Genomic DNA, 13,637 nt, shown 5'->3' with positions numbered 1-13,637 from the left:
TCTTCATAATCTGAGTTAAGTAGCACCCAGCTATGGTGCATATTAAGCGCGTAGAACTTACCAATTTTAAATCCTTCGGTGGCACTACTTCTGTCCCTCTGCTACCGGGGTTCACTGTCATTTCTGGGCCTAATGGTTCGGGTAAGTCTAATATTCTGGATGCTTTGCTGTTTTGTTTGGGGTTGGCTAGTTCTAAGGGGATGCGGGCTGATCGTCTCCCGGATTTGGTTAATAATACTCAAACGGCTAAAAGTCGGGCGGCGGTTGAGGCTATTGTGACGGTGACTTTTGATTTGTCGGGGGAGGATTTCTCACGCAGAGGCGCGGAGGCGCAGAGAGAGGAGTTAGAGGAGGATTCCCAGTCTGCGACGGAATGGAGTGTGACGCGCAAGTTACGGGTGACTCATCAGGGAACGTATACGTCTACTTATTACATTAATGGGGTGTCTTCGACTCTGACGGAGTTACATGAGGCTTTGGAAAATCTGCGGATTTACCCGGAAGGTTATAATGTGGTGCTGCAAGGGGATGTTACCAGTATTATCTCGATGAATGCTAAGGAACGTCGGGAAATTATTGATGAGTTGGCTGGTGTGGCAGCTTTTGATCGCAAGATTCATCAGGCTAAGGCTACTCTTGATGAGGTGAAGGAAAAGGAAGATAGTTGTCGAATTATTGAGAATGAGTTAAGTTTACAGCGCGATCGCCTGTCTCAAGATAAGGCGAAGGCGGAAAAGTATCAAAAACTGCGGTCTGAGTATGTGCAGAAGCAGTCTTGGGAGGCGGTTTTATCTTGGCGTTCCCTACAAGCCCAACAGGAATCTTTAGCCACGGCAATTCAAACGGGCGATCGCAATTTCGCTGAACTGACTTCTCAATTGTCCAGTTTAACTACCGAAATTGCTGAAAAGAATGATTTGTTAGCACAACTTAACGCCCATGTCAAGGCTTTGGGGGAAGAGGAAGTTTTGGCGGTACAGTCTACCCTCGCTACCCAAGAAGCTGAACGTAAGCAATTACAACGTCAACAAGCGGAGTTAACTGAGAAGGAAAAAGAAGCGGCGAGGCGGTTGGCGCAAACTCAGGCGGAAATTCAACAACATCAGCAGGGTTTGGCGGAAATCGTCCAAACACAGGCTGTAGAACAGCAATCTATCGTTTATTGTCAGCAACAACGGGACGAAGCACAACAAGCTTTGGATAATTCCCGCGCTGTGGCTACAGAAATTGCTTCGGCGGCGGATGAATGGGTACAGCAGCAAGCAGCGTTAAGTCGTCAAATTGAAAGTTTGTTGCAAGTTCTTGAACCCCAGCGTACTGAACAAGCACAATTGCAAGAACGCAATAATCAATTACAGCAGTTAATTGCAGAAGAAACCCAGTTAATCGAGAGTTTAGAACCGGAGTTAGCTGTAAAACAAGCGGAGTGCAACAACTTAGAAACTGAGTTTAATAGTTCTAGTCAACCTATCCAAGATTTAGCGCAAAATCTCGCCGCGACAGAACAAGAGTTACAAATTCAGCAGGAGACACAAAAGCGGCTATTACAAGAACAACGGGAAAAACAACGCCAGTTAGATAAAATTGAGGCGCAAGCGCAAGCACAGCAAGAAGTTCAAGGAACTCAAGCCAGTAAGGTGATTATTCAGTCGGGAATGCCTGGGGTTTGTGGTTTGGTGGTACATTTGGGACGAGTAGAACCCCGGTTTCAGTTGGCGTTGGAAATTGCGGCTGGGGCGCGTTTGGGACATATTGTAGTTGAAGATGATGGTATTGCTGCCGCCGGAATTGAGTTACTCAAACAAAAACGCGCCGGGAGAGCGACTTTTTTACCGTTAAATAAAATTCACGCTCCTAAATTTACCCAAGATGCTACGCTGCGGTTAGCGCATGGGTTTGTTAACTATGCTGTGAATTTAGTAGAATGCGATCGCCGTTATCGAGATGTGTTTAATTATGTTTTCGGTAACACTGTCGTCTTCAGCAATTTGGAACAAGCACGGAAGAATTTAGGTTTATATCGTATCGTCACCTTAGACGGGGAATTGTTAGAAACCAGTGGCGCAATGACTGGGGGTAGCACTAACCAGCGTTCAGCGTTACGCTTTGGTACAGGTGAAGCGGCGGAGTCTGAAGAAGCTATAGCTTTAAAACAGCGTTTGCAGGATATAGAGAGAATTTTAGACCGTTGTGGGGAGGCGATCGCCACTTTATCTACTAAAACCAAACAACTCACCCAAGAACTCACAGAAACCCGTCAAGCCAGACGGGAACAGCAGTTAAAATTAGAGCAGTTGCAGAAGGATATTAAGAGTTTAACCGCCCAGTTAACAGGAACGCGATCGCAACTCACCCACAACACCGACAAGTTTACCACCGCTCAAACCCGTCTGGAAATTTTAGACAGAGAATTACCAGCACAAGAAACTCAGTTACAGCAATTACGCCACACCCTCGCCGAGTTAGAAGCTTCCCAAACCCCCAGCGAATGGCAACAAATTCAGGCGACAATTAAAACTCAAGAACAGCAATTACAACAACGGGAAACCACCTTAAGAGAAGCTGAACAAAGATTAAAAAACCTAGAAAATCAACAGCAACTCTTACAACAACGCATCCAAGAAGCAGAACAACGCACCAGTGAATATCAAACTCAACAAGCATCTTGTAGAGACGCGATAAATCGTGTTTTAGAACAAATAACCAATTTAAATGAGCAAATTAGCCAAACTCGTCTGAATTTAAGCGAACTTGAAAACAACTTAGGAGAAGAGAAACAAAAACGGGACGCACTAGAACAGGAAATGCGATCGCATCTTCACCGTCAGCAACAGTTAGAATGGGAAATTCAAAAACTGCAAGAAACCCAACAAAAGCGACGGGAAGATTTAGCAGTGTTACAAAATCAATTACAGGAATTAGTTCCCGAACTGCCGAATCCCTTGCCAGAAGTGCCGGATAAGGTAGACTTAGAAGAACTACAGAAAGAATTGCGAGCGATCGCCAAACGTTTACAGGCAATGGAACCTGTGAATATGTTAGCCTTAGAAGAGTATGAGCGTACCCAAAACCGCCTCGAAGAACTCAGCCAAAAATTGCAGACATTAGAAGCAGAACGTACCGAACTACTCTTAAGAATCGAAAACTTTACCACCTTGCGACAAATCGCATTTAAAGAAGCCTTCGATGCTGTAAATGAAAACTTTCAATCCATATTCGCCACCCTTTCCGACGGTGACGGCTACCTGCAACTAGATAATCCTGAAGATCCCTTTAACAGTGGCTTAAATTTAGTTGCCCACCCCAAAGGTAAACCAGTCCAAAGACTTGCGTCAATGTCTGGGGGAGAAAAATCCCTCACCGCCCTCAGCTTTATCTTTGCCCTACAACGCTACCGCCCCTCACCATTTTACGCCTTTGACGAAGTAGATATGTTTCTAGATGGTGCAAACGTCGAAAGATTATCTAAAATGATCAAGCAACAAGCCCAACAAGCGCAGTTCATAGTTGTGAGTTTGCGCCGCCCGATGATAGAATCAGCCGAACGTACCATCGGCGTTACTCAGGCCAGAGGAGCTTATACCCAAGTTTTGGGAATTAAGTTACAATCCTCAAATACATCTGCTTGAGTTTTTGTTAATAATAGTGTATAGATAAACCGGATTCGAGATCAGGACTCCGTATAGAATGACCTCTGAACAAATAATTAGGCGTTCCGACATATTAAATACCCAGGTGATTACCCGTGACAATGGCAAACGATTAGGTATCGTCAGTCAAGTATGGGTAGATATTGATCAAAGAGAGGTTGTGGCTCTTGGTTTGCGAGACAGCCTGATCTCTATCTCTGGTCTACCACGATATATGTATCTTAGCAGTATCAACCAATTTGGGGATGTCATCCTGGTTGATAACGAAGATGTGATTGAAGATATAGAAGTCGAAGCCCTCAGCAACCTGATGAACTGGGAAGTCATCACCGAAACAGGAGAAGTTTTAGGGAGAGTGCGGGGCTTCAAATTCGAGGGAGAATCAGGTAAACTACAGTCCATAGTCATCGCATCTTTAGGCGTACCCCAAATTCCCGACCAGTTTTTGAGTACCTACGAGATTTCTATAGAAGAAGTAGTTAGTACAGGCCCCAGCAGACTAATTGTATTTGAAGGAGCCGAAGAACGAGTCAACCAGTTAACCGTCGGTGTTCTCGAACGCTTGGGTATTGGTAAAGCACCCTGGGAACGGGAAGCCGAAGAAGAATTTGGCTACTCTGCACCCCGCACCGTTGCACCTTCCAATCAATTACCCAGTGGTGTACCATTACAACCACCCCAGCCCAGAGTCCGCACCCCTGAACCCGTAGTAGTAGAAGAAGAATGGACGGAAGACTATATTGAAGAAGAAAGGCCACAGCGTCAAGTCATGAGGGCGAGACAGTACGAGTCCATTCAATACGAAGAAGACGAAGAAGATAACTGGAGCGAAGCCACAGGGAGAGACAGATATCAAGAACCACCAGCCCAGCCCTACAAGCCCTACAGCAACGATTACGACGATTATGATGATGTAGAGGGTGATGCTTGGGAAGACACACCACCGCAACCAGTGAATATTCCCAAGAAAATCAAAGAAAGACAGCCAGAATACGAAGAAGAAGGCGGATATTAAAGTTTCACCCCTCCTCAGCCACGAGGAGGGGTAATTTTTTGGGGTTGGTAATTTACCCAGTCTCTACGTTCAATTAATAGATGCACTTGATTCTGCACTGTAGAGACGTTGCATGCAACGTCTCTACATCATTGATTTGATGTGACTTCATAGAGAATTGGTATTAGGTCAAATAGCAGAATTAGCCATTTTTACCAATTCAGCCCGCTTACCTGCTTTCAAACCGATAGAATATTGTACACCCTGTTGTCGCCAACTCAAGGTAGCATCTGAGCAATTAGCACCACAACGAAAATCCACAAAATAGCCAGTAATACCCTTAGCTAAAGCAACAGGTTTACCAGTCGGACGTGGTGTTTTTTTGGTAACAGCTTCAGCCGAAACCACACCCAAACGACAAGCCGTCCCCCCAGTGCAGTCAGGAGTAAAACCCAGGAGAATATCGTACTTTTTGGGTGTAGCAGTTTCCAAAATGGCGTAAATAGGGTTTGCGCCATCAGATTCAGGAATATATGTTGGTAATAAAATCTTAATTTGGCTTTTTTGGTTTAATTTGGGGATGATTGATTTAAAAACTGCGTGAGGCTGGGGTTTGGTTGTTTTAATCTGCTCTTGTGCTAATGGTTGTGTTGAGTTGTTTGGATTAGCTACAGCTGAATAATTGCAACTACTAGCACCGACTAATAGAAATAATCCACATACATAACCGAGATTTTTGCAGCTAAAAATCATGCTTTCAAACCTATTTTTAGGGAACTACTATCTTGTATTTCCCATTTTTTGATTGCAATTACGGATAAGTATTGCAATTACCACTTGTTGAATTCGTTTCATGCTGCTTGCTCCTGGGGATATTTCAGCATAATAGCCTGACTGGGAAAGCAAACGATGAGGGGCGCAAAGCAGAGAAAGGAAAGGGTGAGCCACTTTTAGAACTGCCACCGTTGAGTGCATTTCATTATCAATCTTGAATAATATCATCTAGGGATGTGTCTTGAATAATTAATTTAAGTAAATCGTTAATAATAGTCTGAATTTTTTGCTGTTTTTGTGGTTCTGCTTCTTGATAAGCTTTGGCTACTTCAGCATCAAATTGAATTGCGATTCTTTCCATATTTTTATAAGAAATAATAAATTATATTTGATTAATTATAGCATTTAATAACTACAAGATTTATAACTTCAGAGTTGGAGGTATTATTCAGGCAGAAAATGGGGTTGGTGTGGCTTTTGATGTGATTGAAAAACAGGTGTAAGGGATGTGGCGATCGCATCGAGGGAGTGTTAGGGGCAATCACTATTTATATTTTCGTAAACCCCACAAATCAGCGTGATCAATTCAAGCCATTAGACAACCTCAAAAAGATAACGGGGCAATCCTGATTGGCGAATAATAGATTGCAATGTTCCAATCTTTAACTCTGCATAGTTAGGTACAGGCACAGTTACGGTTGTTTCTTCAGTTTTCAACTGCATAATAATATGGCTACCACGTTGCCGCACTTCCAAAAAGCCATTATCTGCTAGAATTTTGCAGACTTCTTGACCTGATAAAACTCGCAACTTACCCAATCGCTACCTCCAATCGGGTGACAAAAACTTCTGTATGTAAGCGATTCTCTATTTCTGAAGGATCTGCCACTTCCAAGAATAGTTGCAACGCTTCCAGCAAATTATTTTTTGCCTCCTCTACAGAATCCCCCTGACTGGCAATGTCTAATTCTGGACATAAGGATACATAACCATCACCTTCACGCTCAATAATGGCAGTAAATTGTTGAATTCGTTTCATGCTGCTTGCTCCTGGGGATATTTCACCATAATAGCCTGACTGGGAAAGCAAACGATGAGCGGCGCAAAGCAGAGAAAGGAAAGGGTTAGCGATCGCACAGAAGGACTGTTAAAAGTGATAACCCAAATCATTACTTCGTTAACGGGAGGTAATAGTGTAATAACCCCTAAAAAACTATATTTTTGCGCTATATATGGAATAATCTTGTCCTATCTATACTATGCCAATCGAAGCTAAAGTTTATCGAATTCTCATTGCTAGTCCCGGAGATGTTATTGAAGAAAGAGAGATCATCCGAGAAGAAGTTGCCCGATGGAATGCAATGAACGCCGTGAATATGAAAATTATCCTGATGCCCATTGGTTGGGAAACGGATGCTACACCAGATTTGCGAGAACCTGGACAGGTAATTATTAATCGTCAGTTAGTTGATACCTGTGACCTTTTAATTGGCGTTTTTTGGACTCGCTTGGGTACACCTACTGCACTAGGTGGAACCGGCACAGAAATTGAAATTGCACGAGCTAAAAATGAAGGTAAACGTTGCATAGTCTACTTCTCTGACAAAGTAGTTTCACCTTCTCAAATTGATAGAGAACAGTATGAGCAAGTTCAAGAATATTGGGAGAAATTGCAACCAACAGGACTAGCAAACCGCTACAACACTATTGAACAGTTTAGAGAGAGAGTTTTTCGACATATTACATCTGCCGTTCAAGATATTACCAGAGAAGACAAAGAACGACGCGCCGCAGAGCAGGAAGCAAAACTCACTGAGCAAGCAATTGGTCTACCTGTTCAGACAATACCAATGACTTTCAACACAGAGATATCATTTCAAAAACTCTCCGAGGCACAAACTTCAATCAAAACATTGCTAGATTCACGCTTCGGTGTTCAAGATATGGAGGATGCCAAAGAGCAAGAAATTTCAAGTATTCAGTCTGTACTAAGCTCACCTGATTTTGCTCAACTACTTTCTAGACAGCCAACAGTAGAAACAATTCCTGCGATCGCGCATATTTTGGAAACAGCTACAACACCATCTATGTATGCCCTAGCTGCTATTGGAAGGTATGCAGATGAAACTTCACCTGAATGGCTAGATATTGTTGGAGACTGGATTGAGCGACTCAGCACTAGAAAAATTGAAGGCTATGAATGGGCAAGTTACATTAAAACTTATCCTGGACTGCTTCTACTATACACGCTGGGAATTTCAGCTTTGCGCGCGGGCAAAATCAACTTCTTAAAAGAGGTGACATCTCGTCAAGTTTATTCAAGTGAATATCGTAGTGATCGCTTTTTGGTAGATGCAATAGATCCAAGATATGTTTTTTATAGTAGTATTTCACAAATGATAGAACCTGGCTTTGAACGCCGATTTAGCCCTGTTAGTGACCATTTAGATCCCTTGCTGAAAAGCAAACTTTACGCTAAAGAGGAAGAAGCAAGATATATAGATTGGTTCGATTTTTTTGAGTTTCTGCTTTCTTTCAAATCAGTTGAACAATCCAAAGAGTATCCTTACTTTGGCTCATTTACATGGCGTTGGGAAACCAAAAAATTTATGTTTAAAGTGATTCAGGATGCTGCTACACGACAGGGAAGGTATGGCTCTGGAATATCAGACTTATTTGGAGGTGATGCACAATTACAAGAAACTGCTGCAAGGTATGACGCAATTGCCACTAAATCTCAGCAAGATTTTGGACGAGTCAGTCTTCCAAACCATATAAGTCCACTGATTCTACTAGCAAAACAAGGTATAAGAATCTCCAGCTATAATGAATTAGCAAAATATCTTCAGACCAACAGATAGCATAATATAGCTATATTAACTATTAACATTAGTAATTGAGAAACTTTATGCAACTTAAATTTACGAATTTAACTATTTACTTTACTCTGTTAAAAAAAGTTGGATTAAAACGGGTTTTAATTTCTTTTTTTAGTAATTTTGGTGCAGTTTGGTTATTTCTTGAACCTGCCAGCTTTTTTCTTCCAGAAAAACTTAAATTTGGCTTAGGTGGTTATTTAGGCCTGGTTGTGATATCTCTTGTTTTTGCAATTATCCAAAATTTTCCTAAGATATCTGTATCCTGTAACTTATCTTCACCAGATACAAATATTGAAATTAAGGTTGGCGATATATTTCAAGAAAACGGACATTTAGTTATTGGGTTTAATGATGTTTTCGATACAGAACTGGGAGAAGTAATCAGAGACTCTAGCGTTCAAGGGCAATTTCTCAAACGAATTTACAAAGGTAAAGAGGATAAGCTAAATGTAGATATTGAAACTGCTCTTCAAGAACACACTGGTAATCGCAAGTTAGACCCTGATAAAAAACGTGGGAAAGCTTGGCGTTATCCCATTGGCACTACAATCACGCTTGGTTCTTATGAACAACGATATTTCCTAACTGCCTATGGATACATGAGAAATGATTTAACAGTCAAGTCAAATTCCGATTATATTTCTACTTCGCTAGATAAACTCTGGCAAGAAGTTCGTCTCAAATGTCACGGTACAGATGTAGTAATACCAATTATAGGTTCTGATCTGGCTCGTAGTGGTCTGTCTCGAATGCAGCTATCTAAGTTGATTATAACTTCTTTTATTTTGGCATCAAAAAGAGAATTTATTACTAGAAAACTGACATTAATGATTTATACAAAAGATTTAGATTCTATAGATTTTTATGAACTTCAGGATTTTATTACTTCAATTTGCTTTTGAAATATAAAATATCAGAAGCATTATTAATATTAGAATCATCAATTCCAAGAATATTCAAAATCATTTCGATCAGACAGCAATGCCACAAGTAGAGAAAATAAAGATATTCCTAGCTTCGCCAAGCGATGTACCTAAAGAGCGTAACTACTTAGATGAAGTAATTGATGAAATTAATCGTACAATTGCTGATAGTAAAGGAGTAAAACTAGATGTAGTCCGCTCAGAAAATGCCTTTCCAGGTTATGGCCAAGATGGTCAAGCTGTTCTCAACCAGCAAATTGGAAACATGAAAGAGTATGCGTTGTTTGTTGGTATTATGTGGAATCGTATAGGAACTCCAACACCGCGTGCTGAGTCTGGTACAGTTGAAGAATTTGAGAGGGCTGTTAAATGCTGGCAGAAAAATAGTCAGCCTGAAATATGGTTTTACTTTCGACAATCAGCAGCAAAACTTAATACAGAAGAAGCTCTAGAACAGCGAGGAAAGGTATTAGCATTCAAGAAAAAAATTCAAACAAAAGCATTGATACGAGAATATTCTGCTCCTGCAAACTTCCGCGATCAATTCCGTAGTAATCTATTGTCATGGTTAAGCAAACGTAACAGCAAGATTCTACAATCCAGTGTTACTTCGTCCAAAAATACTAAATTGTCATCTCCAGTAAATGAGACTTCAAAATCTTCGACTACTACAGTATCTAATCGAAGAAAATCAAATTCATTGTCCACACAGAAAAAGACTAAGCTAAAGTCATCACCCACAGTAAAAAAACAATTACCTGCTAGAAAAATTTCGACAACTCGCTCTCAAAAAAGTGTTAGTAAGTCAGGTGCATGGATTTTGTTAGATGGCAAATTATACTTAACTGAATCTGTTAAGACTTTGTTAGATCAAAGCGTGAGAGTTATGATTTCATCAGTTGATTCAGCACAAGAAGCTGCCTTACGTAGTTTGCACCCAGAACAACATTATTCTAAAAAGCAAATTCACTATGCTTACCAAAATGAAGCAGCAATAATGCAGGTAGAAAGTGTTTTACCAGAATCCATAAAGGGTAAAACTACCTTTGTCCTTACCTTAAAGCCATATCCACAGGCACAAGGAAACAACATGATAGAGGTTAACTTTAATGGCTATAGCGCAGATAAAATTGCTGAGTTACGCGCTCGTTTTCTATTACTAAATGAAATACCACCAAACAGACAGAATAGCAATGATGATTACATAATTAATTATATTAAGAATAGTTATGACAATTCCATTAAAGTAGAACAGTGTGTTTTTCTGAATTTATGGACAAACCTAAAAAATGAACCGCAGCTTTTCCTAACTCATGCTCGTCTAACAGCAGTTTATCATTTAAAAATGAGTCGCATAGTTGAACATATATTAGAATTAAAGCTTACCCTACTCAAAAATAATATACTATCTGTTCAGTTTCATGGGCAAAGAAAGCAGGTTTACGGTAATCAAGAACCTGTTGTTATTGAGGTAAAAGGTAATTGCAATCTAAACGCCTAAAATATCTGTAGGGTAGATTGGATAATCACTTTTTGCTGACCTGTATTCAGCAGCATAAAGCAACCAGTACCATAGGTATTTTTGGCTTCACCCACATGAAAACAAGTTTGTCCCATTAATGCAGCTTGTTGGTCGCCTAAGTCAGCAGCAATGGCAACTCCTACGAAGCTACCTGTAGCTGTGCTATAGATGGCTGATGAAGGGTGAATTTATGGCAGCATTTGCCGAGGAATACCCATAATTTCCAAAATTTACCCTTCCCAGTCCAGAGTGTTCAAGGTCATTAGCAAAGTACGACTGGCATTAGTAACATCAGTAGATATGCAAACCGCCTTCTGTACCACCTGTTAAATACGAAACTTTTGCCAAGCTAATTTAGCCGCGCCTACCATCCCGGCAGAATTACCCAATTGTGCAGGGATAATCTGTAAACCCATCCGCGAGGTTGGCATCACCCGCTTCTCAATTTCTGCCTGAACTGCTGGAAAGAAAAATTCAAAACTTGCACTCACACCACCACCAATCACGATCGCTTCTGGTGTTAAAATGTAAATCATACTGGCTAAACCCGTGCCTAAATCACGCCCATATTCTTCCCAAAATGCTAAAGCGTTCACATCTCCAGCTTTCGCCAGCCTTCCCAACTCCGCAGGTTCTTTCCCAGTCCGGCGACGAATGGCTTTAATTGATGTGTATTGTTCTAAAGAGCCTTGATTACCACTCTTACATACAGGGCCATCCGGTTGCAGGGTAATTAATCCCAGTTCTCCGGCTGCTCCTCGATGTCCCACGAACAATTTACCATCCAGAATAATTGCACCACCAACCCCAGTCCCCAAGGTTAAGAGAATAAAATTCTGAAATTGCTGACCTGCTCCTAACCAAGCCTCTCCTACACCTGCACAATTAGCGTCATTATCAATAACGGTGGGTTTGCCAGTTTTGGCTTCCAACCAATCAGCTAAAGGCACATTCTGCCATCCTGGTAAATTAATCGCAATTTGGGCAATACGTCCTGTAGCATCAGCCGGGCCTGGAGTACCGACACCAATAGCCATAGTTTGATTATCTACATCAATTTGGGCGATCGCATCCACCATGACCGCCAAAACCGCTTCCGGTGTCGCCGGTTGCGGAGTGGCAACAGTCAAAGATTGCAAACAATGACCATCTGGAGTAAACCGCCCCAATTTTATCGCCGTTCCCCCCACGTCGATCCCAATAACTTGAGAATTCCCCACTTTTAATTCCTCACACCACAAACTATCAGCTAGCTGTGACTAAGCTGATGAAAATAACCCATCTTAGAGGATGTTTGTCAAGTCATCAACGATACTAAAAACCCCTCTCCAAACCTCTCCCCTACAAGGAGAGAGGCTTTAAAACCCCCATTCCCTTGTAGGGAAGGGGGGCTGGGGGGGTTAGGTTTGAGAGACTTTGGTGTTAATGATAATACTTTTCAAACATCCTCTTAGGGTGATTCAGAAAAGCATACAGCAGTTTTCGGCTAATTAGACCACCGTGTAGAGGCTAATTAGACTAAAGTGTAGAGACTTACCATGCTTAGTCTCTACAAGGTTTTCAAACTTTCTTTTGTGGTTCATTTACCAGAAAATCGCTGTATTAGCTTTTCGATGTTTTCGCATCAAAAAATTCTAAACTATCGCTCTTTCGCGGAGTGACTCTTAAATCACTCACAGTAGGACGAAAACTTGATTGTTTATCCCAAGCGGTTATCGGCGCACCTTTTAAAATCCCAGCCAAAGCCACAGAAAGCATAAACCCACCAGCCGCCGCCGCAATTAAAGAAATGTTATCTTTCACTCTAATCTCTCAGTTATGAATACAATGAATGTTTAGCTTCAATTCAGCATTCAAAAACAGCACTCTTAATTTTGAATTTTGAATTTTGAATTTTGAATTGTTTATTTCCGGTTTCCATTTTCTCCCCGTAATCGAGGATTGACAAATTCATTTAACCCCTCACCTAGTAGTGATAACCCTACCACCATGAAAGTCATCGCCAAACCAGGGAATAGGGTAGTCCACCACACACCTGTAGGTAAAGCTTCTAGTGCTAGTTTTAAATCATGACCCCATTCTGGCACTTCTTCCGGTAAGCCTAGCCCTAAAAAGCCTAAACCACCTAATACTAAAATGGCATCGGCAGCGTTGAGGGTAAACAGTACAGGTACGCTTTGAATGACGTTGAAAAATAGATAACGAGACAGTACAATCCAGGTAGAAGCCCCCATTGCTTGCGCCGCTTCAATAAATACCTCTGTTTTAACGCTGACGGTGTGGTTGCGAACCACTCGATAATATTGGGGAATGTATGCAATACTAATTGCGATCGCAGCATTTAATATTCCCCTCCCCACCACAAACGCCAGTGTCACAGACAGCAACAACCCCGGTAAGGTATAGATACTATCCATGAGAAACAGCAACACCTTATCTAACCTACCGCCCAGGTAGCCACTCAGCATCCCCAAAGGTACGCCAAAAATCATACTCAGTGCTGTTGCCAAAATCACCACTTGCAACGCCGCCTGTGCGCCGAATATCGTGCGAGAAAACACATCATGTCCTAAGCGGCTAGTGCCAAACCAATGTTTAGCAGAAGGTGCTTCTTGAAGCGGGTTTGAGAGAAATTCTTTCGGATCTTGTAGCCATCCCCAAGCCTGAAATACAGGCGCAAAAAAAGCCAGGAAAATAAAAAACAGGGTAATAGCTAACCCTATTACCATTAATTTTTGGGAAAGGCTGCTTTTTTTAGCAAAACGTAACAATAACGGTAGTTGACGTTTAGTGACGGTCATTATGTGAGTCTGCATTGAGCAAGATACCCTGACCATTTTACATATTAGATTGGGGATTGGGGACTGGGAAAGTTGTAGGGTGGGCATTGCTTGC

13 protein-coding genes are annotated in these 13,637 nt (G+C 41.5%); 5 read left to right on the top strand and 8 right to left on the bottom strand.

Annotated elements, in window-relative coordinates; translation table 11 throughout:
• The first annotated feature begins 32 nt into the window (after positions 1 to 32).
• Both smc and A3775_RS18890 read left to right on the top strand, forming a co-directional pair.
• Positions 33 to 3,629, top strand: a complete 3,597-nt coding sequence (gene smc, locus A3775_RS18895) for a chromosome segregation protein SMC (protein WP_066426259.1) — start codon at positions 33 to 35, stop codon at positions 3,627 to 3,629.
• Positions 3,630 to 3,687: 58 nt separating this feature from the next.
• Entirely contained in the window at positions 3,688 to 4,665 is a 978-nt protein-coding gene (locus A3775_RS18890) for a PRC-barrel domain-containing protein (protein WP_066375804.1), read from the top strand.
• A gap of 168 nt (positions 4,666 to 4,833) precedes the next feature.
• Here A3775_RS18890 and A3775_RS18885 read toward each other — a convergent pair whose 3' ends face one another.
• The 5 genes from A3775_RS18885 to A3775_RS25300 all read right to left on the bottom strand — a co-directional run bounded on the left by A3775_RS18885 (position 4,834) and on the right by A3775_RS25300 (position 6,588).
• Positions 4,834 to 5,397: a hypothetical protein gene (locus A3775_RS18885; protein ID WP_066426257.1), complete on the bottom strand. Its 564-nt coding sequence runs from the start codon at positions 5,395 to 5,397 to the stop codon at positions 4,834 to 4,836.
• A 229-nt stretch (positions 5,398 to 5,626) separates the two neighbouring features.
• Positions 5,627 to 5,779, bottom strand: a complete 153-nt coding sequence (locus A3775_RS24415; RefSeq protein WP_156481678.1) for a hypothetical protein — start codon at positions 5,777 to 5,779, stop codon at positions 5,627 to 5,629.
• A 233-nt stretch (positions 5,780 to 6,012) separates the two neighbouring features.
• Entirely contained in the window at positions 6,013 to 6,228 is a 216-nt protein-coding gene (locus tag A3775_RS18880; protein WP_231867035.1) for a type II toxin-antitoxin system HicA family toxin, read from the bottom strand.
• A gap of 1 nt (position 6,229) precedes the next feature.
• Entirely contained in the window at positions 6,230 to 6,457 is a 228-nt protein-coding gene (locus A3775_RS18875) for a type II toxin-antitoxin system HicB family antitoxin (protein ID WP_066426253.1), read from the bottom strand.
• Positions 6,454 to 6,588, bottom strand: coding sequence for a hypothetical protein (locus A3775_RS25300; RefSeq protein WP_255363873.1), 135 nt, complete (start codon positions 6,586 to 6,588; stop codon positions 6,454 to 6,456). Before A3775_RS25300 ends, A3775_RS18875 begins: the two co-directional genes overlap by 4 nt.
• A gap of 89 nt (positions 6,589 to 6,677) precedes the next feature.
• On the opposite strand from A3775_RS25300, the gene A3775_RS18870 reads away from it, so the two are divergent.
• The 3 genes from A3775_RS18870 to A3775_RS18860 all read left to right on the top strand — a co-directional run bounded on the left by A3775_RS18870 (position 6,678) and on the right by A3775_RS18860 (position 10,721).
• Positions 6,678 to 8,279, top strand: a complete 1,602-nt coding sequence (locus tag A3775_RS18870) for a hypothetical protein (protein WP_066426251.1) — start codon at positions 6,678 to 6,680, stop codon at positions 8,277 to 8,279.
• A gap of 47 nt (positions 8,280 to 8,326) precedes the next feature.
• Positions 8,327 to 9,199, top strand: a complete 873-nt coding sequence (locus A3775_RS18865; RefSeq protein WP_066426249.1) for a macro domain-containing protein — start codon at positions 8,327 to 8,329, stop codon at positions 9,197 to 9,199.
• 79 nt (positions 9,200 to 9,278) lie between these two features.
• The gene (locus A3775_RS18860) at positions 9,279 to 10,721 is read left to right on the top strand and encodes a hypothetical protein (RefSeq protein ID WP_066426247.1); all 1,443 of its coding nucleotides are present in this window, start codon (positions 9,279 to 9,281) and stop codon (positions 10,719 to 10,721) included.
• Between the two features lie 347 nt (positions 10,722 to 11,068).
• Here A3775_RS18860 and A3775_RS18855 read toward each other — a convergent pair whose 3' ends face one another.
• The 3 genes from A3775_RS18855 to A3775_RS18845 all read right to left on the bottom strand — a co-directional run bounded on the left by A3775_RS18855 (position 11,069) and on the right by A3775_RS18845 (position 13,543).
• Positions 11,069 to 11,962 (bottom strand): ROK family protein, encoded by an 894-nt coding sequence (locus tag A3775_RS18855; RefSeq protein ID WP_066426245.1) that lies wholly within the window; start codon positions 11,960 to 11,962, stop codon positions 11,069 to 11,071.
• Positions 11,963 to 12,344: 382 nt separating this feature from the next.
• A complete protein-coding gene (locus tag A3775_RS18850; RefSeq protein ID WP_066375801.1) occupies positions 12,345 to 12,545 on the bottom strand; it encodes a hypothetical protein in 201 nt (66 codons plus the stop codon).
• 101 nt (positions 12,546 to 12,646) lie between these two features.
• Entirely contained in the window at positions 12,647 to 13,543 is an 897-nt protein-coding gene (locus tag A3775_RS18845; RefSeq protein WP_066375799.1) for an ABC transporter permease, read from the bottom strand.
• Between the last annotated feature and the right edge of the window lie 94 nt (positions 13,544 to 13,637).

This window comes from Anabaena sp. 4-3 (assembly GCF_001597745.1).
In the GTDB taxonomy this organism is placed as follows: domain Bacteria; phylum Cyanobacteriota; class Cyanobacteriia; order Cyanobacteriales; family Nostocaceae; genus Trichormus.
This window is presented reverse-complemented; position numbering and strand designations above follow the sequence as displayed.

Excerpts from the sequence above, each read along its gene's own strand:
- smc (WP_066426259.1), top strand. The coding sequence starts at position 33 with ATGGTGCATATTAAGCGCGTAGAACTTACCAATTTTAAATCCTTCGGT.
- A3775_RS18890 (WP_066375804.1), top strand. The coding sequence starts at position 3,688 with ATGACCTCTGAACAAATAATTAGGCGTTCCGACATATTAAATACCCAG.
- A3775_RS18885 (WP_066426257.1), bottom strand. The coding sequence starts at position 5,397 with ATGATTTTTAGCTGCAAAAATCTCGGTTATGTATGTGGATTATTTCTA.
- A3775_RS24415 (WP_156481678.1), bottom strand. The coding sequence starts at position 5,779 with ATGGAAAGAATCGCAATTCAATTTGATGCTGAAGTAGCCAAAGCTTAT.
- A3775_RS18875 (WP_066426253.1), bottom strand. The coding sequence starts at position 6,457 with ATGAAACGAATTCAACAATTTACTGCCATTATTGAGCGTGAAGGTGAT.
- A3775_RS25300 (WP_255363873.1), bottom strand. The coding sequence starts at position 6,588 with ATGATTTGGGTTATCACTTTTAACAGTCCTTCTGTGCGATCGCTAACC.
- A3775_RS18870 (WP_066426251.1), top strand. The coding sequence starts at position 6,678 with ATGCCAATCGAAGCTAAAGTTTATCGAATTCTCATTGCTAGTCCCGGA.
- A3775_RS18865 (WP_066426249.1), top strand. The coding sequence starts at position 8,327 with ATGCAACTTAAATTTACGAATTTAACTATTTACTTTACTCTGTTAAAA.
- A3775_RS18860 (WP_066426247.1), top strand. The coding sequence starts at position 9,279 with ATGCCACAAGTAGAGAAAATAAAGATATTCCTAGCTTCGCCAAGCGAT.
- A3775_RS18845 (WP_066375799.1), bottom strand. The coding sequence starts at position 13,543 with ATGACCGTCACTAAACGTCAACTACCGTTATTGTTACGTTTTGCTAAA.